Here is a 25,850-nt window from a genome sequence, read left to right as displayed (position 1 = left end):
TTATTGTCCAGTTTCACTTCTGGATTTGCTGGTCCTCGTGGCGGCAGTAATGTAAACCGTAGCCAGGATACTGAATATATAGGCCTGCACCATGCCAACGAGCAGACCAAGTGCTATCATGAGATCCGGAAAGATGAACGGTGTGATGGTAAGCAAAATGGCAACGATCATCGAGCCGCTCATAATGTTGCCGAACAGACGGATTGCAAGAGCTAACGTGCGTGAGATTTCACTTATAATATTAAATGGCAGCATGATTATTGTCGGCTCTGTGTACGTCTTAAGGTAGTTACCAACTCCCTGTTCTTCGATGCCGAAAAGTGGCACGGCTACAAACACACATAACGCAAGAGCAGCCGTAGTAGAGAGAGATCCTGTTGGCGGTTCATAGCCTGGGATTATGATGCAGAGATTGGCTACAGCGATTAACAGGAAGACCGTGCCCAAAAAGCCTAGATATTTCCTCGGATGATCCAGGCCAACGTCCTCAATTTGTTCCAGGATGCCTGTGACAATAATTTCCAGAATATTTTGCCAGCGTGAACGTTCCAGACCAGTAGAGAGTTTACTGGTAATGATTTTTGAACCAATTACCATTACCAGCATAAGTCCCCAGGTGTATACAATCGTGGCATTGAGTTTGATAAAGCCGTACTGCCAGAAAATCAGCTCATCAGGGCTAAGTCGCATTACTGGCCTCCTTTGTCAATTGGTTTGAATCTTCATCTGGCAGTCTGGTAAGCCTGACTATTATATGGCGCATAACAAAAAACCCAAACAGGCATGTTAGTAATCTCTCCCAATGGCTATCCGAGACAAAGTAGAGTCCAGCTATGACAATGCTGGTCCGTATCAACAGGCTGCCGAGGAACCAGAACGCAGGCTTTCTGGATGAAAGTCCTTTCCGAACCGTCCACCAGAGCCCGCCGAAGAAAACAGCTCCAAGCAGAAAACCAGCTATCAGAGACAAGAAAAGATGCAATATTTCATTCATTGTAATCCTCCTGTTCCTCCTGCATTTTCTGGCGCTCTTTGGCTACCCAGTGCCATGCATTCAAGCAGCCGATAAAAAGGCCGATGATCAGCATTGTGAGTGTCCAGGAAAAGCTTTCTGGATAGTGTTTATCTAACCAGAGCCCGATTGCAGCCCCAATTAAAGTTGGAATTGCTACCGACCAGCCTATGAGTCCCATCATGCCTAAACCAAGCCAGATAGTCCTGTCCACATGACGTTGTGCCCTGAGTTTGCGTTCAGCTTTTGTCCCAACCTGACGGGCCAGAGGTGATTCGTCCTCCAAAGGTTTCTCTGATAGTTTGTCAGACATTCCGAAACTCCGCTAAGCGGCGTATAAGCCCGGTTTCCAATTTTACCATTACCGAACGAATTTTTTGCTCGTTTTCATCTAAGGTCAAAAACTCTTTCTCTACAGCCTCTTGTAATTGGCTTAAGTCTGTCCCGAAAATGGCATCACGTACAGAGACAAGTACATCCTGACCGGTCTTAATGAGTACGCCTTCATCGACTGCCACATAAACCTCGCCCTCGGATTCGGTTTCGTATGTCAGAATTCCAGGCTCCAGAGCCGCAACACAATCGAGTCGGTGTGGCAAGAGCCCAAATGAGCCCTTGCGGCCTTCTGCGACTATGCGTGATACGCCTTTTTTTTCGGCAAAGACCTGGAAAGGCAGAAGAATCGTAAGATTCATGAGTCTTGAATTCAAGAGTCCTGCGTTCATGAGTTCTGAATTCATGAGTCTTGAATTCAAGAGTCCTGCGTTCATGAGTTCTGAATTCATGAGTTCTGAATTCATGAGTTCTGAATTCATGATTTTTCCCGGCTTGATTTTCTGGATATTGCTTCGTCAATTGTTCCGATCATGTAAAGGTCGCCTTCAGGGTATTCTTTGAATTCATCACGCAAGATACGTTCGCAGCCGTCGAGCGCATCTGAAAGACTGACGGATTTGCCTTTAATACCTGTGAACTGTTCAGTGGTGAAAAACGGCTGAGTCAGGAAACGTTCCAGGCGGCGAGCGCGGGCTACCACATTGCGGTCCTCAGACGATAGCTGCTCCAGGCCAAGCATTGAGATAATATCCTTGAGTTCTGAGTATTGCGCAAGCGTCTGCCTGATTTCCTGGGCCAGGCGATAATGCCTTTCACCAATAATGCCAGGTGTGGCCATTTTGGAGTTTGACTGCAAAGGGTCAATAGCCGGATAAAGCCCCTCGCTTGCCCTCTTGCGAGAAAGGACAATTGATGCCGAGAGATGTGAAAATGTATGCACAGCCGAAGGGTCAGTGAAATCGTCAGCAGGAACATAAACCGCCTGAATCGACATTATAGCTCCGGCATCGGTGGTAGATATGCGCTCTTCTAACTCGGATAATTCAGTTCCCAATGTCGGCTGATATCCCAGGCGTGAAGGCATCTGCCCCATCAAACCGGATACTTCGGAACCGGCCTGAATAAACCTGAAAATATTATCTATAAGCAGCAGCACATCCCGGTGTTCGTCGTCCCTGAAGTACTCTGCCATTGTCAGCGCCGTATGCCCTACCCGAAAACGGGCGCCTGGTGGCTCGTTCATCTGGCCGAATACCATAACCGTATTCGGAAGCACACCCGCGTCTTTCATATCACGATAAAGTTCTTCCCCTTCTCGACAACGCTCGCCGATTCCGCAAAATATGCTCACTCCCTGGTGTTGTTTGACTACGTTGTGAATCATTTCGGTTAGCAGCACTGTCTTGCCAACGCCCGCTCCTCCGAACAGACCTGCTTTACCTCCGCGTTCAAGCGGTACCAGCACATCTATAGCTTTGATTCCAGTCTCGAAGATTTCAGACGTAGTGGATCGACGCATCAGCGGTGGTGGGGCTTGATGGATTGAGCGCCACTGGATATCAGACAGAGGTTGCCTGCGGTCTATGGTATTTCCAAACACATCGAACATTCGCGAAAGAATTTGCCTACCAACAGGCGCCTTCAAAGGCCCACCCGTATCTTCCGCTGCCATGCCTCGAGCAAGTCCTTCGGTAGGAGTCAGAGCAATTCCGCGGACACGATGAGCGTCAAGCTGGGTCAAAACCTCTATGGCAATCTGGCTTTCCTTTCCTGCACGTAGCATTGTATACACAGGTGGCAGGTGCTTCTCGAACAATACATCTACAATGCTGCCGCGCACCGAGATGACAGTACCGAGATTCAAGAGCCTTCTATCTGCCAATATAACAGCTCCCCCAAGCTTGCATCAGATTCAGTTTTGGAGTTCCCTTTTCCTGAGACCTGGGTCATAAGAACTAAGAATGTAGTGAAAACTCCGACTGCCTCATTCACAAAGTCCACAGTGATCAGGAAACGCTAAAGAAAACATGGAATTGAATCGATTTTCAATTATTGTTTTTGTAATGAAATCATTACAGTGTCTTCATAGTGTCTTTACAGTGTCTTCATAGCGTCTTTACAGTGTCTTCATAGTGTCTTTACAGTGCCTTATAAACCCCATTTTACCAGCGAATTCTTTATTACTTTGTTTCCCCTTTTCCATAAAGAAATATATCATTTCAATATATTAATTTGACTCTAATATCTTTTTTATATTTCTCGCGAAATCTAAGATGGTCACTCTTTATTAGATTGATGTTTTTGGCTCTTCATCATTTCATAGGGGTAGTTTGAAATTTAACTTTCCTGATTTTGGATAAATCATAGTAACAAAATACTTAGTGTTTCTATACCCTCTTGCATGTCTTTTTACCAACTGTACAATACTATTAATACCTTCCACAACTCCGTTAGTGACCCTGGAATCAAAGTAGTTTAGAATTCCATTCCTATGACTTTTAACGGTTTTAGCAACCTCAATTATTGCCTTTAATCTGTTATGAGTTGCCCAAAAATATCATTTTTCGCGAGCCCATGGAACTTTTATTTGGAGAACTCCACAATTACTACAACTTATTCCTGGAATTCTACAGTGTAAATATGCAGAATATTGAAAGTAGTTACTGTGCCGTAACACTTTTTCCTTAGTATCATAAGCTGAGCAGTCTGGTTTCACACTTAGGGCAGGGAAATTTGGAAACACGTTTAAAATCAAGCCAAATATTAAGTTTTTCAGATGTTAAATCAAATTAAGTATTGGTTATTTGCCAAGGTTCTTTGACATTTAAAAGTATTTCAAACACTTTTTTAGAAATGGGATATCAAACTCCTGCAGTTATCTGTACTAAATAATATGATACTTGTTTATATAACAAAATCAGTATAATAACTTTCATATATTAATTAAAAAAGAGCCATTTTATCTTTATCTCCTTTTTTCTGTATTTCCCCCATTTTTCTGCCTTTAACTCCGTTATTTTGCATTTATTTGCCATTTTCTACATTTATATCCGTTTTTCTGCCTTTATCATCGTTTTCCTTTCCTACTCGGTTTTCAGGTATAGCATATCGGAAAAGGGTCTGTAAGCTCTCGAATTTAGGAATCTGTCTTATGGTTTCTTTAATTGATAAGATATCTCGGGAAAAGCATTTATCTGACTTTACCTATAACTCTGTGTTCCAGGATACCAGATACAGGCTTAAGTCAAGACATTTGAAGAAAGCCTGCTAAAGCAATATCTTGGATTATGTGTAGGAGAGTTTTCGACAAACTACCCAAGATTATAGAAAAAGTTATAATCTCGGGATACACTTTAAATTTATGCCTGCACTCCAGACTTATGTAATCCCCTGTCCAGAATTACGATATCCGGCTAAATTTAAATTTTCGGTGATTTAGGCTATATATCAATTCGGGTAGAATAGGATTAAATGGAATTAAACAAAATGGTAAAGCAAAAATCTCAGTAAATGGTTACGGAACTATGGGAAAAATTTTTTTTTGGAGACCGAAATTTCTGACCAACTGTTGATTTTATATTTGGCTGGTATTAACTTTTACACATTAATAATATAAAAATAAATGAGTTAAATTACATTTAGAGCATTAGAAAAAAATAGGATTAAACAGGATTGGATGAAATGGTTAAAGCAAAAATAGCAGTAAATGGCTACGGGACCATAGGAAAGAGAGTTGCAGACGCCGTAAGAGCTCAGGACGATATGGAAGTTGTCGGAATTTCCAAAACAAAGCCGAACTATGAGGCTGCAGTGGCCCACCAGCTAGGATATGACATATATGCCCCAGCTGCAAATCTCGGAGCTTTTGAGAAAGCCGGGATGCCTGCAGCCGGCACAATTGAAGAAATGGTCGAAAAGGCTGACCTGGTTGTAGACTGTACGCCCGGAGGAATCGGTGAAGGAAATAAGCCTATGTATGAAAAGGCCGGGGTAAAGGCAATCTGGCAGGGCGGCGAAGATCATTCACTTGCAGGTTTCTCATTTAACGCGATTTGCAATTATGAGCAGGCTGTGGGCCGCGACCTGGTCAGGGTAGTCTCATGCAATACTACAGCTCTTTGCAGGGCTATTTACCCGATAGACAAAGAACTGGGGGTAAAAAAAGCCAGGGTAATTCTTGCAAGGAGGGCAACCGATCCTAATGATGTAAAGAAAGGGCCAATTAATGCAATCGTACCCGACCCAATCAAGCTTCCGTCCCACCACGGGCCTGATGTAAAAAGTGTGCTTCCACAGATTAATATTACAAGTGCAGCCCTGAAGATCCCAACAACCCTGATGCACGTGCACACCGTGAATATGGAAGTCGAAAAGGACTGCACTGTAGATGATGTTAAAAACATCTTTGGTTCCCAGCCAAGAATCCGCTTCGTGGGACTGGGTATGTCGTCTACAGCAGAAATTATGGAATTTGCCAGGGATATGAAGCGCCCCAGAAACGATATGTGGGAGAACTGCATCTGGCCTGAATCAATAACTGTAGGAGATAAGGAGATTTATTTCTTCCAAGCTGTCCATCAAGAATCTATTGTAGTTCCGGAAAATGTGGACGCTATAAGGGCTATGATGGAACTTGAAAGCGACGGTGCAAAGTCAATTGAAAAGACAAATAAGGCTATTGGCCTGAATAAAGAGTAATAAAAATAAGGTGCCGGAATCTAAGTTTATATAGACTCCGGCTTTGACTATTTTCGGATATTCAACCTGAATATCTGGAACTGGATTTCTGGGACCCAGAAATTCCATACATAAATTATATATTTTGCATTGTATCTCTTACTACCTCAAAGACCGAAAATTCGAAATCCTTATCTTTTGGATGAAGAAAATAAGATTTGGAACTTTTAATTGGAAAAAATGGCTAAGACATGAATTCAACAAATTCAGGATTTTTGAAATTATCTCGAGAGGCTTTTAAAGCCGCATCAGATTCTATCTGTGATCTTGCAGGTACTGATGCTGCAGGCAGTTTTGTTTGTATGGGAGCCGATGGTACTCCGACTACTAAAATAGACCTTGCAGCAGAGGACGCTATCGTTGAAGTCCTTAAAGAAGACGGCAGATCCATGAGAATTATCAGTGAAGAGCTTGGCGAACTTATTTTAGGGGATTCGCCTGAGTTTTCTGTTGTTCTAGACCCGCTTGATGGGACATACAATTCCGCAGTAGGAATTCCATTTTATAGTGTTTCTCTAGCCGTTTCATCTCATGACCTTTCAGACCTCAGGTTCGGGTATGTGAGTAACCTTGCATTACGCGAGGAATACTACGCAGAAGCTGGAAAAGGGGCTTACCTTAACGGAAAAAAAATAAAAGCTTCCGTTAACTCGGATCTGATGAAATTGTGCGTCAGTGTTTATGGCTACCGGCAAAATATAGAAAGGACCCGAAAGATATACAGTAGCGTTAGAAGGGTGAGGTTATTCGGGAGTGTAGCTCTCGAGTTGTGTTATGTAGCCTCAGGCAGGCTTGATGCTTTTGTTGACGTCCGAAATGCTTTGCGTGTGACTGACGTGGCCGCAGGGCAGTTGATTCTGGCCGAAGCGGGCGGGCTTGTTACAGACGGATACGGAAACTCTTTAAGACTTCCTGATAATGTCACTTCAAGAGTGGAAATGATTGCGTCCAACGGACACGTGCATGAGAAGCTTTTAGAATTACTCTTCGGAGGATAAGTTGGCGATAAAGAAAATAGGGATATCTGCTCGCTGCGACAGGCCTGAAGTAATTGAAAAGGTAAGGGAGATTCTTGCCCATTTCAGCTCAAAGGTTCAAATTTTTGTCGCCACTCCTACGGCTGAGGTACTCGGAATAGAAGGTACTCCGATTGAAAGAATGAGGGAAGAAGGAGTGGAACTCATTATCAGCGTAGGAGGGGACGGTACAGTCCTCCGGAATATTGCCAAAATGAAAGACCCTCTTCCTATACTCGGAATCAATATGGGCACGCTTGGTTTTCTTGTAGATGTTGAGCCAGAACATGCTCTTGAAACTATAGAGGAAGTGCTTTACGGTTTTTCTTACAGCGACAGAATGCGAGTCGATGTTTTTCTTAATGGGGAAATGCTTGAGACTGCAACGAATGAGATTGCAATAATGTCTGCAAAGCCTGCGAAGATCATTCAGTTTGAGGTTTATGTCGGAGATTGCCTTCTTGACTCTATGCGCGCGGATGGTGTGGTTTTTGCAACCCCTACAGGCTCTACTGCCTATGCGATGAGCGCAGGCGGCCCTATTATAAGTCCGAGGGTAAACGCTATTGTGGTTGTCCCTGTAGCTCCTTTTAAACTCTCCTCAAGGCCCTGGGTTATCCCGTCAGACAGCGAAATCACTATAAGGTTGTCGGCTCCAAAAAAAGAGGCTGTTATTGCAATTGACGGGCAGAAGTCCTACAGGATCAAGCCCGATGATGTCGTCAAACTTAAGAAGTCCAGATTTCCTGCACGCTTTGTAAGGATTTCAGATACCTGTTTTTATGAAAGGGTCCAGAGAAAACTTACCTGAGAGCAAGCCTTTACTTAAGACCCTTTACTTGAGAACAAGCCTTTACTTGAGAACAAGTTACTTGAGAGCAGCTTTTGATTGCGAGCGAGCCTTTACTTGAGAGCGAGCTTTTGATTGAGAGCAAGCCTTTGATTGAGAGCAAGCCTTTGATTGAGAACGAGCCTTTTTACTTATTACTCAAAGAGCAGGTCTTTACTTAAGACCTGAGAAAACCTTTACTTGTTAAATTGAGAGAGCCTTGATTTAGTAAAATAGCTCTTCATCATTCCTTATAGTAAGATGATTTCCAATTCAAGACCGCATTGGTTTTTATGAGAATATTATAAGGATATCCACACAAAACAACGAAGAGCCAGAAAAGTCTTTACATATTCCCAGAGGAAAACCTTTACTTATAGTTTAAGTTTTCCTATCAGGTTGAGTACTTTTCTCTGGCCTGTAAATCTCTCAATTTTTCCATGCGACTTTTAACTAAAAATCTACTGATATAAGCTATAGTCCCGAGGCTAAATAATGCAACTGCCCAATGAGGTACAATGAAGTTTTTTGTTGCAACAATTACAGGTATGACTATAATTTGCCAAACTTGAGCTCGTTTTTGTCCTGTTTTTCGAGAAGCCGTTGCCGGAAATTCTATTCCTCCAAGGAAAACATTTATACATATGCAGGTAAAGCTATGCTTAATTTTTACGAGATACAGGATTTTCTGACTTTTAGGGACGTTTGAGTCCCAGTACCTCTTTATTCAGCCTTTGAGTTATTTCTCAGATAAATCATCTATATGTCATTAAAAATAATTAAAAATATTCCTCACAGTAATTAAAAATATTCCTCATAATAATTAAAAATCACAGGAAGTAGTAGTAATGCCAGAGAGCGAGCAGTATTCTAGAAACAAACTTATGGATTTTATCGAATATCGCCCCCTTGATATCGAAATCTGTGACGTGACCCTGCGCGATGGGGAACAGACTCCAGGAGTTGTGTTCACAAAGGAACAGAAGCTGGCAATGGCCACTGAGCTTGATTCTATTGGTGTAGAGGTTATAGAAGCCGGATTTCCGGTAGTTTCCGCAAACGAAAAGGAAACCGTTAAGGAAATTGCAAATCAGGGCTTTAATTCAAGGATATGCTGTCTCTCAAGAGCAGTAAAAGGGGACGTGGATGCTGCACTTGAATGTGATGTCGATATTGTAAGTATTTTTATTGCAATGTCGGACATGCACCTCAAATACAAGTATCATCGAAGCCTTGAGGAAATGCTTGGCTGTGCCAAGGAAACCATTGAATACGCTACCGATCACGGGTTAAAAGTACGTTTTGCAGCCGAAGACGCTAGCCGTACCCCTATCGACCGCTTAAAACAGGCTTTTAAGGAAGTAGAAAAAGAGTATAAAGTGCAATACGTAAGCCTTGCAGATACGATTGGTATCCTTAACCCTACAACGACACACTATCTTGTTAGCGAAATTTTCAAGGAAGTTAATACCTCGATCTGTATCCACTGTCATGACGACCTCGGAATGGCAACCGCAAATACCCTTGCAGCCGCCGAAGCTGGTGCAAAACAACTCCATACCACAGTTAATGCAATCGGCGAAAGAGCAGGAAACGCTTCCCTTGAAGAAGTGATGGTCGCCCTCAGAGTTCAGTACGGTATTGACCGCTATGACACCACAAAGCTGACCAACCTTTCTAAAATGGTCTCGGAATATTCAGGCATTACACCCTCGATAAATAAAGCCGTTGTCGGGCAAAATGCCTTTACCCACGAGTCCGGAATCCACGTTGCCGCGATCCTTGAAGAGCCGCGCACCTACGAACTCTTCCTCCCGGAAATGGTCGGCGGGAAGCGCAACCTTGTCGTAGGAAAGCACACCGGCACAAAAGCCCTAAAAGGCATTATTAACAGCATAGGCTTATGCCTTGAGCGGGAGGAACTTTGCGCTCTGATCGAGAAAGTCAAGGTCTGCACCGAAGAAAAGCATAAAAGCATCTCACGGGACCAACTCGAAAGGCTGATTACTCAGGTCAGGCAGGAAAAAGAAACAACAGAAAAGGGAGAGGAAAAGTTTTCTATTTGAAAACTCTGAATCTTTCACATAGATTCATTTGCTTTTTTCATCATTTATTTTTTGATTTTCATTTATTTATTGATTTTCATTTATTTTTCGGGTAAGTCGGGAGGATTCCTCCTTTCTTCCCCAGGAACCGTACTTGAAAGTTTCCCTTCATACATCCTTATAATTCCACCCATTACAGGATTATGAAAGTGAGCTACTGGTCCGGGACCAAAAAAAATTATATCGAAAAATTAGCGTGACCAGTGCCGTTCCCGACGCCTCCGCGTATATTGAAAGAACCGGAAAACTCTATAGCACAGCCGTTCCTCAGGAAATCGATTATCCTGTTTACAGCGTTTCGGAAGAAAACGGTTCGGTAACTGTTACGCTGAGCGATGAGAGAGATCAGTATGTCAAATACTGGGCTTATTTCAAAACGGTTTACAGGTTCGTTTTCGATATGGAGATTGGAGGAGAACTAGTTTGAGTGAAAAATTTCTAAAATATAAACATTTTGAATATTTTATTGGAGTTTCACTTCTTTCGAAAAAATCTTATTCAAAGTTAAAGTCGCTTAATTCGCAGTTCCAGAACCAAGGCAGATCATCTAATGAAAAGCCAATAAAATCTTCTTCACGAGAAATAACTCCTAAATCTTTTGCTTCTTCCCAATATTTTTCAACTGCTTCATAAAATTCCTGAAATATTTCAGGGTAATACTTAATAACTCCAATTAACATATAATTAATATTTACACTCTTCTGTAGTCTATAGTTATGTCTAAAAAACGATGGGTATAAAGTACCGTATAAGTGGGATAAACATTCTTCAATATGTCTGGTTAATATGAATATTGCCTTTGAAGAAGCTTCATCTTTTGGCTTTCCATCAATTAACAGTTTTGCGAGTAGTGGGTGATAAATGTTATATATTATTTCTGTATCATCTGCTTCATAAAGACCTGGTAAATGCACAAAAAGTGGTATTTTTTCTGTTGAATAATTATGTATTCTCTGTATGAATCTTCTATATGGTATATAAGGCAGATTTTCACCGAGTTCTCTATTCTGAAACGTTTCAATTACTACTCCGGGTATTGACGTAATAAAAAAATCTGAAGGGTTTCCTAAAATTTTCTCTAAAAAATTACTTCGCTGTCGCATACCTTCTTCTTCTTGCATTAGAAGAACTGTTTTTGCGCCAATAAGTCGCTTAGTTTCTTCCAATATTTTAGCGTCAGATATTTTATCTGACAAGTCATTAGTACCAATAATTGCTAATGTTATGTTATCCAATTCTTTCATCGTTTTGTACACTCTATGTCCATCATCTGAAATAGTTAGTATAGGAGCGTAACTAAGAAAAAGATCTGTTATAGTTTCTTCAATTCTTTCTTCTTGATAAATAAATCCTGGAGATGGAGATCTTTTGTCTAATATTAAAATATCATTTTCCAACAATTCATTAACACATTTAATATATACATTAAGTGGACTTGAATATCTAAGTGTCTTCAAATATATCTCAAACCCTTCCATAATTTTAGATTGAATTCTATCAATTAATTTTTTATATTTTTCATCTTCTACTACATCTGACCTATTTGGAGACAATGATACCTTGTACTGGTCTGAAAGGTTTATTGATGCTTGAATATAAAGAAAGAACCTTTTAGGTAAAAGTTTATCACAAGGGATTGAAAATCCCCTTTGGGCAAAAACATTATAAGTTAAACGAGGAAATCTAGATTTATAAATTAGCAATTTTCCTTGAATGCCTTCTTTTTCTTCATCAAACGTAACTTCAAAATTTTCATTTAAATTATTTGCGTCATATATTTTCTCACCTGGTAAATAAGGCTCATATGTCACTGTTTTCTCGCTTGTCTCAATGACTATTGGATACTCTATAAAAGGAGCAATCTCTGATATTTTCTCAACTAAAGATATCGAAGAAAAAGGATGATTAGATTTTAGAGATAAAGTTATTTTAGTTCCAATCTCAACACGAGAGGAAGGTCTTTGAACAAAGTAATCATAAGCAGTGGGAATTTCAACATTTATTGGATCATGTGGATGTAATGGATCAAGTGGCTTTCTCCAACTTTCTACTCTAAAACTGGAAGCTACCATAAAAATAGAGAGAATACCTATTCCAAACTCACTGACTGGATCAATTTCTACTTCGCTTGTACGGCATTCTGAACTATTGTAGTAACTTTTCCCAATTTGCAAAAAGTAATTCTCGAAAATATACTCATTCATTCCGATTCCATTATCTTCAATAATAAGCTCATCGTCTTTCAACGTCATTTTTATGGATGGTAAAAAGAAATTTCCCTCTTTCTTTTCCAATGATTCGCGGTAACGTACTGCATCAACGGAATTCTGCAAAAGTTCACGGAGAGTTAAAATAGGGTCTCCATATAATCTATCCCCCATCAAAAGATCAATGACTCTATGAAAATCAAGTTTAAAATGAAAATCCGAGTATATATATTTTCCATTAGATTGAATATTCTCTTTTGTAACTGTTGTTGGAAGATCTAGCCTATATATTTTTGCCAAGTCATCTTTATAGTATGATGTTAAAAGGATACTTTCTTTGAATTCAGTTTCGATCATGTCGACAAATTCTCGAAGTGCACGTTCATAGATAGGATGTTCACATTCTGCTTCTATATTGATTTCTTTTGGAGATATTTTACATCCAATAATTGAAAGATGTTTTTTCCATTCCTTGATGCTTGTTTCATCCTTTGGGTTAATAAAATCAAGCAAACATCTAGGTGTACGTTCTGAATCAAGATCCAAAATATCAGCCAATCGGAGTATGACAGATAAATATTGCACATTAACACTCTGATCCCCAACCAGAGTATTACGGCGCCAACATTTTGTGTCGTAAAGATTTTTCACAGGCAAACCGTGACTATCACAAACTGCTTGCACTAATTTATAATAGGGAATCCTTTTCCATGATATGGGCGTTTCTTTTAATCCATACTTTCTTTCAATAAATTCGTGAGAACGTTTTACATGATTTTTACGGAGAAATTCCGTGAATAGTTTATCTTCAATAAATGTCGCTGTGCGATGATCTCCGTCTCTTTTTGCTTCATCAAATTTAAGGCTTAGTTCTTCATTGAAAATACGAAGTTTAGCAAATTCGGAGCTATTGGCAATAATTTCTTCTCTTTTGTCTCTTGAAGCTGTCATCCCTATATCGTGAAGATATGCGGCGTAAATGAGTATCGAGAGTTCTATAATATTCAAGTGATCAAGAGTATCTGAAGGTATTATTTTGCCCATCAGTTCGACTACTTTTGCACTATGGTTGGCGTTATGTAAAGTGAATTCAGGCATGTTTTCAGGAATTCTTTCTAATAAAGGAGCGATCTCACAAACAACTGAAATTATATTTTCTGAAATTTCGTGATCTTCTAATGAATTTTCTTTTTCATACAGATTTTCAAACAGAGTTGTTCGCTTTAATCTCGCAATTGCATCTTCGGACATTTATTTGCTCCTTTACTGCTTGTGAATCCTTTTAACGTATGACCTGATCAATCTTTTGTTTTTAATTTAATGTGTTAGTCAATAATCACACTTCTTTTCGGTCTTCGCCGCCTGCTTCGCAGTCGTATGGTACCCCGTTTTAAGATTCCTCTAAATTATTCTAACCGGCCCTGAATTCAGAAATTCTTCAAAATTGTACTTACCGGCGTGGTTCACTCAAAAAAAGCGATTAAAAAAACCAGCCCCGAAAATAAGTCCACTGCTCGGCTCCCCTCCGGAAAAAAGCCCGCCGCCGGAAATTTTCATAAACGTTTTTACTCCTGTGGAATCTCATTGATTTTTGTCAGAAATAATTGGCCCTTGATAAAAAATCCGCAAAAAAACAGGTTGAGGAGTAGTAACTTTGACTGAAACTTAGAGTAAAACAGATGAACAGCTATAACAAAAAAATGGAAAGTTGATGGCAAAATAATGCCATTTCATTACTCTACTATAACAAACCTTTGTTGCATAGGAGTAGGTTCCAATATATCCAGCGGCTGAGAGAACTTTACACTATGGAAAATAATTGGGCCGCTCCCGCTTTCGACTGCAACAAACTTGAAATTGCTGGTTCCACCTTTTCCCGGTATAGTGGGCTCATCAGGTACGTACGTTGACTCTACAAAGTAAACACAACTTGGCATCTCTGACAGTAAGCAGTTATAGCCGGTCGAAGAAGGATTCGAGGGTATTGAAATTTCGAATATTTCTCCAACTGTCGCATTTATTGGGGGTAATACTTCTAATTCTTGCATTCTTTAATTCCTCCTTTATATCAACTCCCTCACCATTTTTCAGGTAATATTGTGTGTGAAAATACTTTACACAATTTATCTAAAATGGTTGAGTTATAAGCTAAAATGTAGTTTAAGTATATACAACTTTTTAACATTATATATTAATATATAAGAAAAATTTTTTATTTCATCACAACAAATATACATAAATCCAGTATAAATGATAATTAATATGTATCTTACAGGATTTTTCTCCATTTATCTCTGTTCGTTCTATGGACTTTCTATTGACTCAGCTCTTACAGAACCTGTTTTTAAGAATCAACAAAACTTAAATAGTCCCTGAACAACAAAAAATCGTAACATTAACCGGCAATCAGAAAACATTTACTCTTTTTAATCACTAAATTGCAGCTTAGAAGTTTAGTTATGAACACTTATAAAACGCCAGCGAGATCTATATAAGTAAACTTTTAGATTCGCAGCATAAGGTTCTGAAGATAATGTAAACACACCTTCCGGTACTCAATCCCTCAAAAAAATCGATTCAAAAAACCCGCCCCGAAAAATAAGTCCATTGCCCGGCTCCCCTCCGGAAAAAAGCCCGCTGCCGGAAAGAAATCCCTAAAAAATCTTGACTCCGGCAGCAGTTTGAGTGAAGAATTATTTTTCTTCACCCGTATTCGTTATTCACTCTTTTTCAATTTCTTCTGCTTCATCCTCTTCTGCTTCATCCTCTTCTACTTCATCCTCTTCGGTTACCCCGGTTTCTTCAGCTTCGTCGGCAGCTTCAAGGTCTTCCAATTCTTCAAACTCATCGAGACCTTCAACTTCGCCTTCCGGAGCTTCGGCTTCCTCTCCTGCTCCAGTTGCTTCTGCGGCTTCTTTATCATTAAAGGCTGTGAGTTTAAGGTTCTTTTCGGCTTTACCGTTCTGGATCCTGGCTATACCTGCGACTGTGTCGCCGGGTTTTAGATTCATAATTCTTACACCCTGGGTGTTTCTGCCCTGGATCGAGATATCTTTAGCAGGAATGCGGATAATGATGCCATCGGCACTGGTGAAGATAAGTTCATCGTCATCGGCTACGGACCGGACTCTTGAAACAGGACCATTCCTCTCGTTAGTAATGATTGTTATCACGCCTTTTCCACCGCGGCGGTGCGCAGGGTACTGGGAGTACTCGGTTCTCTTGCCAAAGCCGTTTTCGGTCACCGTCAGGAGGGTTGTTGTTTCGTCAACAAGGTCCAGGCTGACAACCTCATCGTCCAGGCCTTCAAGAGTCATACCCCGGACACCTCTTGCAGTTCGGCCCATAGGGCGGACATCTTCTTCATAGAAGCGGATAGCTTTGCCTTTCTTTGAAACCATCAGGACTTCTTTTTTGCCATTGGTAAGGAGGACTCTTACAAGCTCGTCATCTTCGTCAAGGGTGACTGCAATTATGCCTGCTTTCCTCGGGTTCTTGAATTCCGAGAGAGGAGTCTTTTTAATAGTACCTGCCCTTGTTGCCATAAGCAGGTAGTGGTTTTTGTCAAATTCCTTGACCGGGATCATTGCATTGATTGTTTCGCCTTCCTTAAGCTCCAGGAGGTTTACTATGGCTTTGCCTCTGGACTGCCTGGAGCCTTCAGGAATCTCATATACTTTTTCCCAGTAGAGCCTGCCAAGGTTTGTGAAGAAAAGGATATAGTTATGGGTTGAGGAAATGAAGAGATTTTCCACGAAGTCTTCTTCTTTCATTTCCATACCGATTATACCCCTGCCTCCGCGGCGCTGCATAGTGTAAGTCTTGAGTGGGATGCGCTTTATGTAGCCTCCATTGGTAATCGTGACAACAACTTCCTCTTCATGAATCAGATCCTCTTCTCTAACTTCAGAAGCAGCCTGCACGATCTTTGTCCTGCGAGCATCCCCATACTTATCCTTGAGCTCCAGAAGTTCATTCCTGATAATTTCGTACTTGAGCTCATCGCTCTCAAGGATTTTTCTGAGTTCACCTATCAGCTTTACAAGCCCTTCAAGCTCCTCAAGCACCTTCTGGGTTTCAAGTCCTGTCAGGCGCTGCAGGCGCATATCAAGGATAGCTTTTGACTGGACCTCGTCAAGGGCAAAATTCTCCATTAAACCCTGCTTTGCTTCATCAGCGTTTGCCGAGCCCTTAATCAGAGCGACAACCTCATCGATATTATCCAGGGCGATCTTGAGCCCGTCAAGGATATGAGCTCTCTCCTCGCTCTTCTTGAGGTCATAAAGGGTACGCTTCTGGATAATTTCCACCCTGTATTCAAGATAGATCTCAAGAAGCTCCTTCAGGTTCAGCTCTTTTGGTTTTCCGTCAACAAGAGCCAGATTGATTACCCCGAAAGTAGTCTCCATTTGAGTATGCTTATAAAGCTGGTTTAAAACAACCTTTGGATTCGTGCCTCGAGAAAGCTCGATAACTACCCTGATTCCTTCCCTGTCAGACTCGTCGCGAAGATCGGAAATTCCCATGATTACCTTTTCCCGAACTAGCTGGGCAATATTTTCAATCATCCTGGCTTTGTTTACCTGATAAGGAAGTTCGGTTACGATAATTTGCTGTCTGTCTTTTTTTAACTCCTGAATCTCGGCAACGGCCCTAATCTTTAAAGAACCCCTTCCGGTCATATAAGCCGATTTAATGCCTGCTGTCCCAAGAATATGAGCACTTGTAGGAAAATCCGGCCCTTTGATTACAGTCATGAGCTCAGGAATTGTGACGTCAGGATTTTCAATAAGCATGAAAATGCCGTCAATGACCTCTCCGATGTTATGAGGGGCCATGTTTGTTGCCATTCCTACTGCAATACCTGTGGACCCATTGACAAGAAGGTTCGGAAGTTTTGCAGGGAGGACTTCGGGCTCTTCTATTGACCCGTCGTAATTTGGCATGAAGGGGACTGTTTCCTTGTCGATGTCTACCAGCATCTCTTCTGCGATTTTGTCCATACGGACTTCAGTGTAACGCATGGCAGCAGCCGCGTCCCCATCTATTGACCCGAAATTTCCCTGCCCATCAATTAAAGGGTAACGAAGAGAGAAATCCTGGACCATACGCACAATAGTGTCGTAGACCGCAGTATCTCCATGAGGGTGATATTTACCGAGCACGTCTCCTACCACACGGGCTGACTTCTTGTAAGGTTTGTCGTGCGTAATCCCTGCCTCTTTCATGGCAAAAAGGACCCTGCGGTGAACTGGCTTTAGGCCGTCTCTGGCATCGGGAAGTGCCCTTCCGACGATTACACTCATTGCATAGTTAATGTAAGAGCGTTTCATCTCATTTTCGATGAGGATGGTAGTAACCCCACTCCTTTCTGGCTCCAGACCTTCGTCTTCTGGATCATCTGAAGCAGGGTCGGATACGTTTAATTCCAGTTTTTTGCCTGGATCTTCTTGTGTAAGGGCGGTCGAACCTTCCTCATTTTCCGGCTCTCCATCTTTATCTTCGGGGATAAGGGTAGACTGATAAGATTTTTTCAATTCATCTTCAGATTTATTCTCGTCTTCATATTTTGCCATTTTTAGCCACCTCAGATGTCCAGGTTTACGACCTCTTTTGCATGCGCTTCTATGAAGTTCCGGCGTGGCTCAACCTCATCTCCCATGAGGATTCTGAATATCTCATCGGCCCGAATCGCATCTTCCAGGGTCACCTGTAAAAGAGTCCGGCTCTCAGGTTTCATGGTGGTTTCCCATAGCTGCTCGGGGTTCATTTCTCCAAGCCCTTTATAACGCTGGATTCCAAGTCCTTTTTCCCCGAGTTCTTTCTTCTTTGCTTCCAGTTCCCTGTCAGAGTGTATGTAGTACTCAGCTTTGCCTTTCTTTATGCGGTAGAGTGGAGGCTGGGCAATGTATACGTATCCCTCGTCAATAAGAGGCCTCATATAGCGGAAGAACAGTGTGAGAAGAAGAGTCCTGATGTGTTCTCCATCCACATCAGCATCAGTCATGATAATGACCTTATGGTAGCGGGCACTTTCCAGGTTGAAGTCCTCGCTGACTCCTGTTCCAATGGCAGTGATTAGGGAAATGATCTCCTCGTTTTTCAGGATCTTTGCAAGTCTGGATTTTTCCACGTTCAGGATCTTGCCTCTTAGGGGTAAAATAGCCTGAAAACTCCTGTCTCTACCCTGTTTTGCCGAACCGCCTGCCGAATTACCTTCCACAATGTAAATCTCACAGGCTGCAGGATTCTTTTCCGAGCAGTCCGCAAGTTTTCCGGGAAGAGTGCTTACTTCGAGAGCATTTTTTCTCCGGGTCAGTTCTCTTGCTTTTTTTGCAGCTTCTCTGGCTTTCTGGGCAAGAAGGGCTTTTTCAAGAATAACATTTGCAACCTTGGGATTTTCCTCGAAGTATTCCGCAAGCCCGTCAGTTACAAGGGAGTCCACAATTCCTTTGACATCACTATTTCCAAGCTTTGTCTTGGTCTGCCCCTCAAACTGGGGTTCCATTAGTTTGACACTGATGATTGCAGTCAGTCCTTCCCTTACATCATCGCCTGTGAGCTTTATGTCTTCTTTGGAAAGCTTGTTAGCTTTAATATAGTCATTTGCAACCCTTGTCAGTGCGGTCTTGAAACCGATTATGTGAGTTCCGCCTTCGTGGGTATTGATGTTGTTTGCAAAGGAGTACACGTTTTCTGTATAGCTGCTTGTGTACTGCATTGCAATTTCTACTACCATGTCGTCCCTTTGCCGCTCAAAATAAATCGGGTCGTGAAGAGATTGTTTCTTATTGTTCAGATACTTCACGAACTCCACTATTCCCCCTTCGTAGGTGAAAATCTCAGCCTGCCCTTCTGGGGTTCTTAAATCCTTGAGGCTGATAGTAAGGCCACGGTTCAGGAAAGCCAGTTCTCTTAAACGGTTTGAAAGGATCTCGTAATCGAAATCAAGTGTTTCAAAAATTTTCTCATCGGGTTTAAAAGTAGTTTTTGTGCCTGTAGTTTCTGAAGTTCCGATTTCCTGAACGTCAGCCTCAGGCTTTCCACGAGAATAGCGCTGGAAATACTTTTTGCCTTCTCTTGATACTTCAACTTCCAGCCATTCCGAAAGTGCATTTACAACAGAAACCCCTACTCCATGCAGTCCCCCTGAAACCTTATAGGTGTTCTTGTCGAACTTCCCTCCTGCATGCAGAACAGTCATTACAACTTCAAGAGCTGATTTTTTGTGAAATGGATGGAGGTCGATAGGTATACCTCTTCCATTATCCAGGACTGTCACACTCCCGTCCGGGTTGATTGTAACATTTACCCTGGTACAGAAGCCTGCAAGAGCTTCATCAATACTATTGTCTACTACCTCATAGACTAGGTGGTGGAGCCCGCGACTATCCGTGCTCCCTATATACATGCTGGGACGCTTCCGGACAGCCTCCAGGCCTTCCAGCACCTGGATGTGCGAAGCATCGTAAACCTGTTTATCACTCATCTTAGTTGATTCTCCATAAAAATCTAGTAGAGTTATCTAAATCACGTAACATTATATCTTTTTTTAAAAATTCGCGGGGAAACTTTTGTCAAAATAGATCTTAGAACTCGTATCAATCCAATAAGACTACAGCTTTTATTTACTGCTTTTTATATATCAATTATATCTTTTCTACCACGAACCAAATTCAATATGCGCTCATACATTTTAAGCCTTTAGATTCCCTGAAAATTGGACAAGATTTTTCAGTATTAATCCTCTCAAAACAGCTAATTTTTAGCATAATTTTATGCCCAAATATGCGCTTTTCATACTAATTTTTTAATACGTCTTTAGTTTAAATTAATATTTGCTGTTTAGCTCGCAAAAATTCTCGTCTCAAAAGGATTTAGAGCAAGAGTCGCGGCATTTACACTGTTAATCAGCAGATTTTTTTGCATATACAGCTCCAGGGTATCTTTCCAAATTCAAAAAGCAATTTCCAAATTAAATAACAGTTCGGAATACTTTTTAGTTATCATGATGCACTGCCTGGATATCCTGAGGTACCATCCCCGATCGGGTTTGCTTGCAGTTTTTAAAAACAATATCTTTTCACGTTAATTTATAATGTTTCTATATAAACTTAACCGGTAAGTATTAGCCTCAACCATTAACTCAAAACCGTTGCGCCTGTTGGATCAAAACCATTGCGCCTGTTGGATCAAAACCATTGCGCCGGTTTATCACAAACCGTTGCGCCGGTTTATCACGCCGATAGGGTTAGGGGATAAGGTTATCAGACTCAAATGGTTCTTGGGGTTTTCGGTCAAGCCTTTTTTAAAAAGGCTTGCGTTACAGCATACCCATATCTTTGAGCCTATTGGGCAGGTATACCTCGGTTACGAAATCAAGGCCTTTTCCTGCAAAAGCCTGCTGTTCGGCCTTTTTCCCTATATCGAGCTGGAGCTGGATTTGTTCTTTCCAGTAGTCTGATTCGAAACGCGGGTCGGAAAGTTCGCTCCGCAGTGCATTTATATCCTGATCGGTAAGCTTGTCGGTCGAGAGTTCGTATTCAACTATATCCGAGGGCTGGAGGCCAAGAAACTTGGCTGCGGGGGTTGCCATAAATTCCGAGAGATGAGCACTTTTTATAGCCCCGTAGGCAACAGAGGCATAGATCCTGTAAGACCATGGGTCGCCGTCCGTAAAAACGGCTACGGGGATCCCTAATTCCTCGTTCATGCGCTTGATAATCCTTCGGGTTGAACGGGCAGGCTGGCCTTTGAGGTGGACAAGGATCGCATTGTAGGCTTCATCAAACCCATTTTCCATTAGACGTGCGTACATACCACCGGTTTCTATGGCAATAATCATGCTTGCATCATGAGCTTTGAATTCAATATTTTCCACATTGAAGGGAATCTGGTACCCTCCTTCCCCCACGTCCTTCTGGCAGTGAATATTCCGTTCTCCGCGATTTGTCTGCTCTGTAATTTCAATAGGCCCGAACATGGTAGCTCCGTCTTCTTCAGGGCGCATATGGAAATACTCTCTCTGAAGGCTTGTGAGAAGTTCAAGGTCTTCGATCAGACGGTCGCTCTCAGCCTGTTCTTTGAATTTCGCAGCTTCCCAGCCTTCCGAGATATAGTAAAGTTCTCGAAGCGTTGAACCGCGGTTCTGGGCAAGGTGCTCGTTTATAAGGAACTCGGTGGCGTAAGTAGTTTTCAGGAGCTGGAATGCCCCTTTTACGGTTTTTGCACTTCTCTCGCTTTCCCGGTCTCCGTAGACCCAGACATCGCTCTCGTCGGAATATTCCAGATTTGACTTTGTCCGGCTTGGAAGGCTGATGCTTGGGACAACCTCATCTTCAAACTGGTTGTAAATCTTCTCTGCAAGCCCAAACAGCTTTTCTTTTGCCAGGATGTCTCGCTGAGCTTTTTTATTACTTATTTCTCTGGCCATTTTTACGCCCCCTTAAAGGCTTTTGCCCCGGTTACAAGCTCTTCTTCAAGCCCTTCCACAACAAGGTCCGGAAATTTCCCGAGTTCTTTGTCGATTGCAGATTCTATCCTGTAGCTTAGAACCTTTGAAGAACCAGTTGCTGCGGAGATATCCCATACATAATCGTAATCATTGCCCAGAGTCACAACCTTTGGTTCGGGCTTTGCTCCGAGTATTGTCCAGGGAAGCATTTCATGAACCCTGAAAGAGTATGTAGAGGTTCCGAAATTCTTGACCTTTATTATAACGTCTGCAGTCCCATCCTCATTTTTCTTCACTTTTCTGTGTACCAGCAGGTTTCCCATAATCTTTGCAACAACTGGATTAATGTCAGGGACATCTTTTTCCAGGATATTCGCAACTTTTACAGCCATTTTAGGGAGGACCTTTGTAATAATAATCTCTTTTTCCCGGCGCTTCTTGAGGTTGCTCTGCTTACTCATGTAGTGCTTGAGCTTTCTTGCAACATCTTTGATCGCGAGGTCAATCTCGTCCTTAATCACAGGAATGTCAGCAATAGCATCTTTTGATTCTGAAGTGAAAGGCACGTTAATAGAAGCAATATGGATAAGGAGGATAGCCGGCCCTACAGGAACTCCTCCTCCGGGCTGGTTTAAGCCATACTGTTTCCATTTAATGTCTTCTACGGCATGTGTTGTCACACAGCCTCCCTGCTGGTAAAGCAAAGGCACACGGTTAGCAAAACGCATTATGCTGATCTTTTCTTCTTTCGGAAGGTTTCCTCCGTAAGCGAGCCCCACTTCCACCACAAAAGGATTTCCTGAATATACTGCGGGTTTTCGGGTGCTTGTGGCAATAAAATCCACATTCGTTTCTTTTTCAAGCCCCCTGTAAATCAGCTCTTCTCCTATTGGGGAAAGGCAGTCTGTGGGAGGAGCCATGATCTTTACCTTCTCAAAAGCCTCGATTAGCTTTCTTGCCTCGTGGCGGCCAAGGGCATGAGGGTCGATCTCAGGGTCAAGCCCTGAAGCTTTGCAGATTTCCTCGGCAGTCAACAGCCCAATTTTGCAAAAAGAGTAGCGAAGAAATGGAGCAAGTTTCTGGCGCTCAGTATAATGGAGCATCTTCATTAGAGTGCCAAGCTCTATACCTTCAGGATGAGGCAGGATTTCTTCGGCTGGCTCGGGCATCTTATCCGTGGCTCTTTCAAAAACTTCTTCATTGCCGTCAGGTTCTATAAGGGTAATTCTTGCATGGGGATTCACGATTGCAGTAGCTTTGAGGTACTCGGAAATTGACTGTCTTCTTCCTTTTACGTAGGCAGCCTTCATTTCCAGCTCGATCTGAGTCCCGTGCGGACGGAACCAGTCTTTTATCTCGTCTTTCAGGATATCAGGCTCATTCGTGCTGGTATTGATCATAAGTTCGTAATAATGTGCAGGGTTACCGGAGCCGGTTTTGGAGAGGATTTTCGTCTGCCTGCCCGCAGTCATCTGGGAATAGAGCACGGCTGCGGAAATTCCTATTCCCTGCTGTCCCCTGCTTTGCTTGAGAGCATGGAACCTGGAACCATAGAGAAGCTTTGCAAAAACTTTGGGAATTTGCTCTTTTACAATTCCTGGCCCGTTATCTTCTATAATAACAGTTACGTAGTCCTGTCCGGTTCTTTCAATCTGGACAAGAATATCGGGCAGAATTCCTGCTTCTTCACAGGCATCAAGGGCATTGTCAACAGCTTCTTTTACGGTTGTTATGAGGCTTCGAGGAGCCGAATCAAAACCCAGGATCTGTCGGTTTTTTTCAAAAAATTCTGCAACGCTTATTGACTTTTGATTTTTGGCAAGTTCTTCTGCAATGGTGAATTCCATGAAAATTTACCTCAGGTTGAAAAATCAATGTAACTTTATACTACTTTAAATATTCTTTTACACATATATCTAAAGTAGGAATTTTTGCCTTAAAAGTAATGCGATTGTTAAGATTTTAGGGTTTTAGCGCTTTACTGTTCTAGTGCTTTACTATTTTTGCATTTTACTTTTCTAGTGATTCGATTCCAAAATCAATTCCTTATTTCCTGAAAAAAATATGTGATCGTCGGAGCTATTCAAAGGTCACGTTTTATGAATCTACTTCGGAATCACAGTACTATTGTTTGCGATTTTAGTATTTTACTTTTCCAGTGTTTTACGATTTTAGCGTTTACTGTTATCTAATGCTAATTGTTTTAGTATCAAGAAATTCAAAGTTTTGATTCATCTGTTTTGTAAAATCCCGATTCTCAAAGAGCATTGACTTATCATATTTCATTGTTTAAGATTTACGCACTTGAAATATAAAATCAACCACAATAGACAGTGTAGTCAGAGATTCTTTTTAGACCGTTAAAGGTTTAACGCTATCGATTTCTCGTTTCAACCGCGTAAGTCCTAATTGTTATAAGAACAAGAATGAGGGCAGATCTAGGAACAAGAATGAGGGCAGATCTGCAATTATGCACCATTATTCCATTGGCTACATAGCTCTCATTAATTTATCTGCATAAGGTTCTGTGTTTTAACCTCCCTCTTTTCCATGTAAAGAGTGATCAAAAGTATTGTAATGTAACCTCCTGATATAATCGCAGTCTTATTAATTTCTATGTTCAACAAGGTTGCAATTATTATTACAATAAGCCATAGGAAAAAACCCAGTAAATTACTTTTAAGCCCTATTATGTCTTCAATTCTCTTTTTTTCGTCAATTACTTTTCTTGAGACTATATAATGCCCCAGTATTATGAAGAAAATGGTAAGACCTATATTAACCCAAATAACTATTTGATTAGAAAAATGTAATACATCGCTCGTCTTAAAAGACAACCTGAACATAATAAAACTAAGTACAGCGCCTAACACTAAACCAAAAATCTCTTCAGATTTGAATTTTTGTACTTTCACAAAATATCACATTTTAAATTAAATTTTTGTAATCATCTTACCTCAAATTAATTAAGAATTACATATTTATGATACAAAATAAAGTACAATAGATATCATAGTTGAAATTTAAGTTTTGAAAGTTACGAGTTTAAGGCTGTTGGTTTTGTAGTTTAAATCGTGAATCTTATTATCTTAGATTTGAAGAGCGAGAGAAAACAATTCTAAATATAAAAAGGCAAACTTCTATAAAGTTCGTCCTGGTATTGCATCATTGATGATGTACGTTTATGGATTTGATATACTTAAGACATCAGTATCTCCGAATAATATCTGGCTTTTGCATACGACAAGCTAATATTAATGATAAAAGTAGAATTGTTCCCATATTTTGTTGCGGGGTCACTATCAATGGCTCCCTGTTGATCCATTGACCTACACCTCCACGTCACTGGTTCAATGGAGGTGGCCGCTTATTTACACATTTTTGTACCTTTTCAAGCATTCTTCATACATGTCTATCATGAATACCTTGAAACTCTCCTCTTCTTTATACAGGATAATCCATAGCAGTTGCAATACCTGTTCATAAGCGAAGTAGAAAAATCGAACATTTACATCTGTTGATTTGGATTTGATACGTGCCTCATCCTGAATTCTAAAACCAGTCTCAATTCTCCATCTTCTTTTATATGATGCAATAATATGGTCAAGATCAATTGTAGACTGATTAGTGGCGAATGCCCAATCATATGATTTGTCGCTTTGTTTATCGAATATTTGTTTCAGCAATGCCAGAGTGGTTTCACCTTTCAGAACCGTTTTATTTATGTTGAGCTTGAATTTGTATTGCATTGTTTTCTTTTCAGCTTCTTCCATTTGAGCAAGTTCTTTTCTAATTTTGGGGTTTTTTGGGACAAAAATCAGATATGGATACTTTGAATTGGAAAGTGTCAGCATGAGTTCTTTGCTGTAGAATCCCCTATCAAACAAAATTAGAGAAATCGATTTTACAATTGGTTCAATGACTGTAAGGCACCATGTCACAGTATATGCCATATTGTGCCCCATCCTAACCGGAACTGAAATAAGGGGAATTTTTTGTGGAATATCTGAACTGACAATTGAACATGTCAAGAATTTGAATTTCCCAGATATTCCATGTTCTCCAGTCCATCCATGTATCCAGAAACCTTGAGGGTCACCATAAAAATCTTCATCTGTATAATCAAAGGCTAATACAACTTCTTTTTCTTGAAG

General features: G+C 41.1%; 20 protein-coding genes and 1 pseudogene. 6 read left to right on the top strand and 15 right to left on the bottom strand.

Going from position 1 to position 25,850, the window contains the following annotated elements; genetic code table 11:
- The 6 genes and pseudogenes from FXW07_RS00450 to FXW07_RS00425 form a co-directional block, all read right to left on the bottom strand.
- Entirely contained in the window at positions 1-690 is a 690-nt protein-coding gene (locus FXW07_RS00450; RefSeq protein ID WP_229393252.1) for a F0F1 ATP synthase subunit A, read from the bottom strand.
- Positions 680-994, bottom strand: coding sequence for an ATP synthase subunit I (locus FXW07_RS00445; RefSeq protein ID WP_229393250.1), 315 nt, complete (start codon positions 992-994; stop codon positions 680-682). The genes FXW07_RS00450 and FXW07_RS00445 overlap by 11 nt, the downstream gene beginning before the upstream one ends.
- On the bottom strand, positions 987-1,325 hold the full coding sequence (locus FXW07_RS00440) for an AtpZ/AtpI family protein (protein WP_229393249.1): 339 nt from the start codon (positions 1,323-1,325) through the stop codon (positions 987-989). Before FXW07_RS00440 ends, FXW07_RS00445 begins: the two co-directional genes overlap by 8 nt.
- Positions 1,318-1,827 (bottom strand): F0F1 ATP synthase subunit epsilon, encoded by a 510-nt coding sequence (locus FXW07_RS00435; RefSeq protein ID WP_229393247.1) that lies wholly within the window; start codon positions 1,825-1,827, stop codon positions 1,318-1,320. The genes FXW07_RS00440 and FXW07_RS00435 overlap by 8 nt, the downstream gene beginning before the upstream one ends.
- Positions 1,824-3,233, bottom strand: a complete 1,410-nt coding sequence (atpD, locus tag FXW07_RS00430; RefSeq protein WP_346655612.1) for a F0F1 ATP synthase subunit beta — start codon at positions 3,231-3,233, stop codon at positions 1,824-1,826. The genes FXW07_RS00435 and atpD overlap by 4 nt, the downstream gene beginning before the upstream one ends.
- Before the next feature lie 432 nt (positions 3,234-3,665).
- A pseudogene (locus FXW07_RS00425) lies at positions 3,666-4,203 on the bottom strand (transposase).
- 826 nt (positions 4,204-5,029) lie between these two features.
- Here FXW07_RS00425 and FXW07_RS00420 point away from each other — a divergent pair.
- The 6 genes from FXW07_RS00420 to FXW07_RS00400 all read left to right on the top strand — a co-directional run bounded on the left by FXW07_RS00420 (position 5,030) and on the right by FXW07_RS00400 (position 10,462).
- A complete protein-coding gene (locus FXW07_RS00420; protein ID WP_229393245.1) occupies positions 5,030-6,046 on the top strand; it encodes a type II glyceraldehyde-3-phosphate dehydrogenase in 1,017 nt (338 codons plus the stop codon).
- Positions 6,047-6,276: 230 nt separating this feature from the next.
- Entirely contained in the window at positions 6,277-7,083 is an 807-nt protein-coding gene (locus tag FXW07_RS00415; RefSeq protein ID WP_048156053.1) for a bifunctional fructose-bisphosphatase/inositol-phosphate phosphatase, read from the top strand.
- A 1-nt stretch (position 7,084) separates the two neighbouring features.
- A complete protein-coding gene (locus FXW07_RS00410; protein ID WP_229393244.1) occupies positions 7,085-7,912 on the top strand; it encodes an NAD(+)/NADH kinase in 828 nt (275 codons plus the stop codon).
- 74 nt (positions 7,913-7,986) lie between these two features.
- On the top strand, positions 7,987-8,112 hold the full coding sequence (locus FXW07_RS19150) for a hypothetical protein (protein ID WP_255678508.1): 126 nt from the start codon (positions 7,987-7,989) through the stop codon (positions 8,110-8,112).
- 666 nt (positions 8,113-8,778) lie between these two features.
- Complete coding sequence (locus FXW07_RS00405; protein WP_229393243.1) at positions 8,779-9,996, top strand: homocitrate synthase family protein; 1,218 nt, start codon at positions 8,779-8,781, stop codon at positions 9,994-9,996.
- 235 nt (positions 9,997-10,231) lie between these two features.
- Positions 10,232-10,462, top strand: coding sequence for a hypothetical protein (locus FXW07_RS00400; protein ID WP_346655611.1), 231 nt, complete (start codon positions 10,232-10,234; stop codon positions 10,460-10,462).
- 67 nt (positions 10,463-10,529) lie between these two features.
- Here the strand turns inward: FXW07_RS00400 and FXW07_RS00395 are convergent, their stop codons facing one another.
- The 9 genes from FXW07_RS00395 to FXW07_RS00360 all read right to left on the bottom strand — a co-directional run.
- The gene (locus FXW07_RS00395; protein WP_229393242.1) at positions 10,530-13,493 is read right to left on the bottom strand and encodes an ATP-binding protein; all 2,964 of its coding nucleotides are present in this window, start codon (positions 13,491-13,493) and stop codon (positions 10,530-10,532) included.
- Positions 13,494-13,975: 482 nt separating this feature from the next.
- Positions 13,976-14,290 (bottom strand): protease inhibitor I42 family protein, encoded by a 315-nt coding sequence (locus tag FXW07_RS00390; protein WP_229393241.1) that lies wholly within the window; start codon positions 14,288-14,290, stop codon positions 13,976-13,978.
- A gap of 672 nt (positions 14,291-14,962) precedes the next feature.
- The gene (gene gyrA, locus FXW07_RS00385) at positions 14,963-17,818 is read right to left on the bottom strand and encodes a DNA gyrase subunit A (protein ID WP_255678507.1); all 2,856 of its coding nucleotides are present in this window, start codon (positions 17,816-17,818) and stop codon (positions 14,963-14,965) included.
- Positions 17,819-17,829: 11 nt separating this feature from the next.
- On the bottom strand, positions 17,830-19,731 hold the full coding sequence (gyrB, locus tag FXW07_RS00380; RefSeq protein WP_229393240.1) for a DNA topoisomerase (ATP-hydrolyzing) subunit B: 1,902 nt from the start codon (positions 19,729-19,731) through the stop codon (positions 17,830-17,832).
- 834 nt (positions 19,732-20,565) lie between these two features.
- Positions 20,566-21,675, bottom strand: coding sequence for a DNA topoisomerase IV subunit A (locus FXW07_RS00375; protein ID WP_048120869.1), 1,110 nt, complete (start codon positions 21,673-21,675; stop codon positions 20,566-20,568).
- A gap of 2 nt (positions 21,676-21,677) precedes the next feature.
- A complete protein-coding gene (locus tag FXW07_RS00370) occupies positions 21,678-23,543 on the bottom strand; it encodes a DNA topoisomerase VI subunit B (RefSeq protein WP_229393238.1) in 1,866 nt (621 codons plus the stop codon).
- Between the two features lie 657 nt (positions 23,544-24,200).
- Positions 24,201-24,611: a hypothetical protein gene (locus FXW07_RS00365; RefSeq protein WP_229393236.1), complete on the bottom strand. Its 411-nt coding sequence runs from the start codon at positions 24,609-24,611 to the stop codon at positions 24,201-24,203.
- 284 nt (positions 24,612-24,895) lie between these two features.
- Positions 24,896-25,021, bottom strand: a complete 126-nt coding sequence (locus FXW07_RS19145; RefSeq protein ID WP_255678506.1) for a hypothetical protein — start codon at positions 25,019-25,021, stop codon at positions 24,896-24,898.
- A gap of 46 nt (positions 25,022-25,067) precedes the next feature.
- A partial coding sequence (locus tag FXW07_RS00360; RefSeq protein WP_229393234.1) for a transposase occupies positions 25,068-25,850 on the bottom strand: 783 nt, incomplete at its 5' end.

The organism is Methanosarcina sp. DH1, assembly GCF_020804205.1.
Taxonomy (GTDB): domain Archaea; phylum Halobacteriota; class Methanosarcinia; order Methanosarcinales; family Methanosarcinaceae; genus Methanosarcina; species Methanosarcina vacuolata.
The sequence above is the reverse complement of the archived record's forward strand: the minus strand, read 5'-3'. Positions and strand labels throughout refer to the sequence as shown.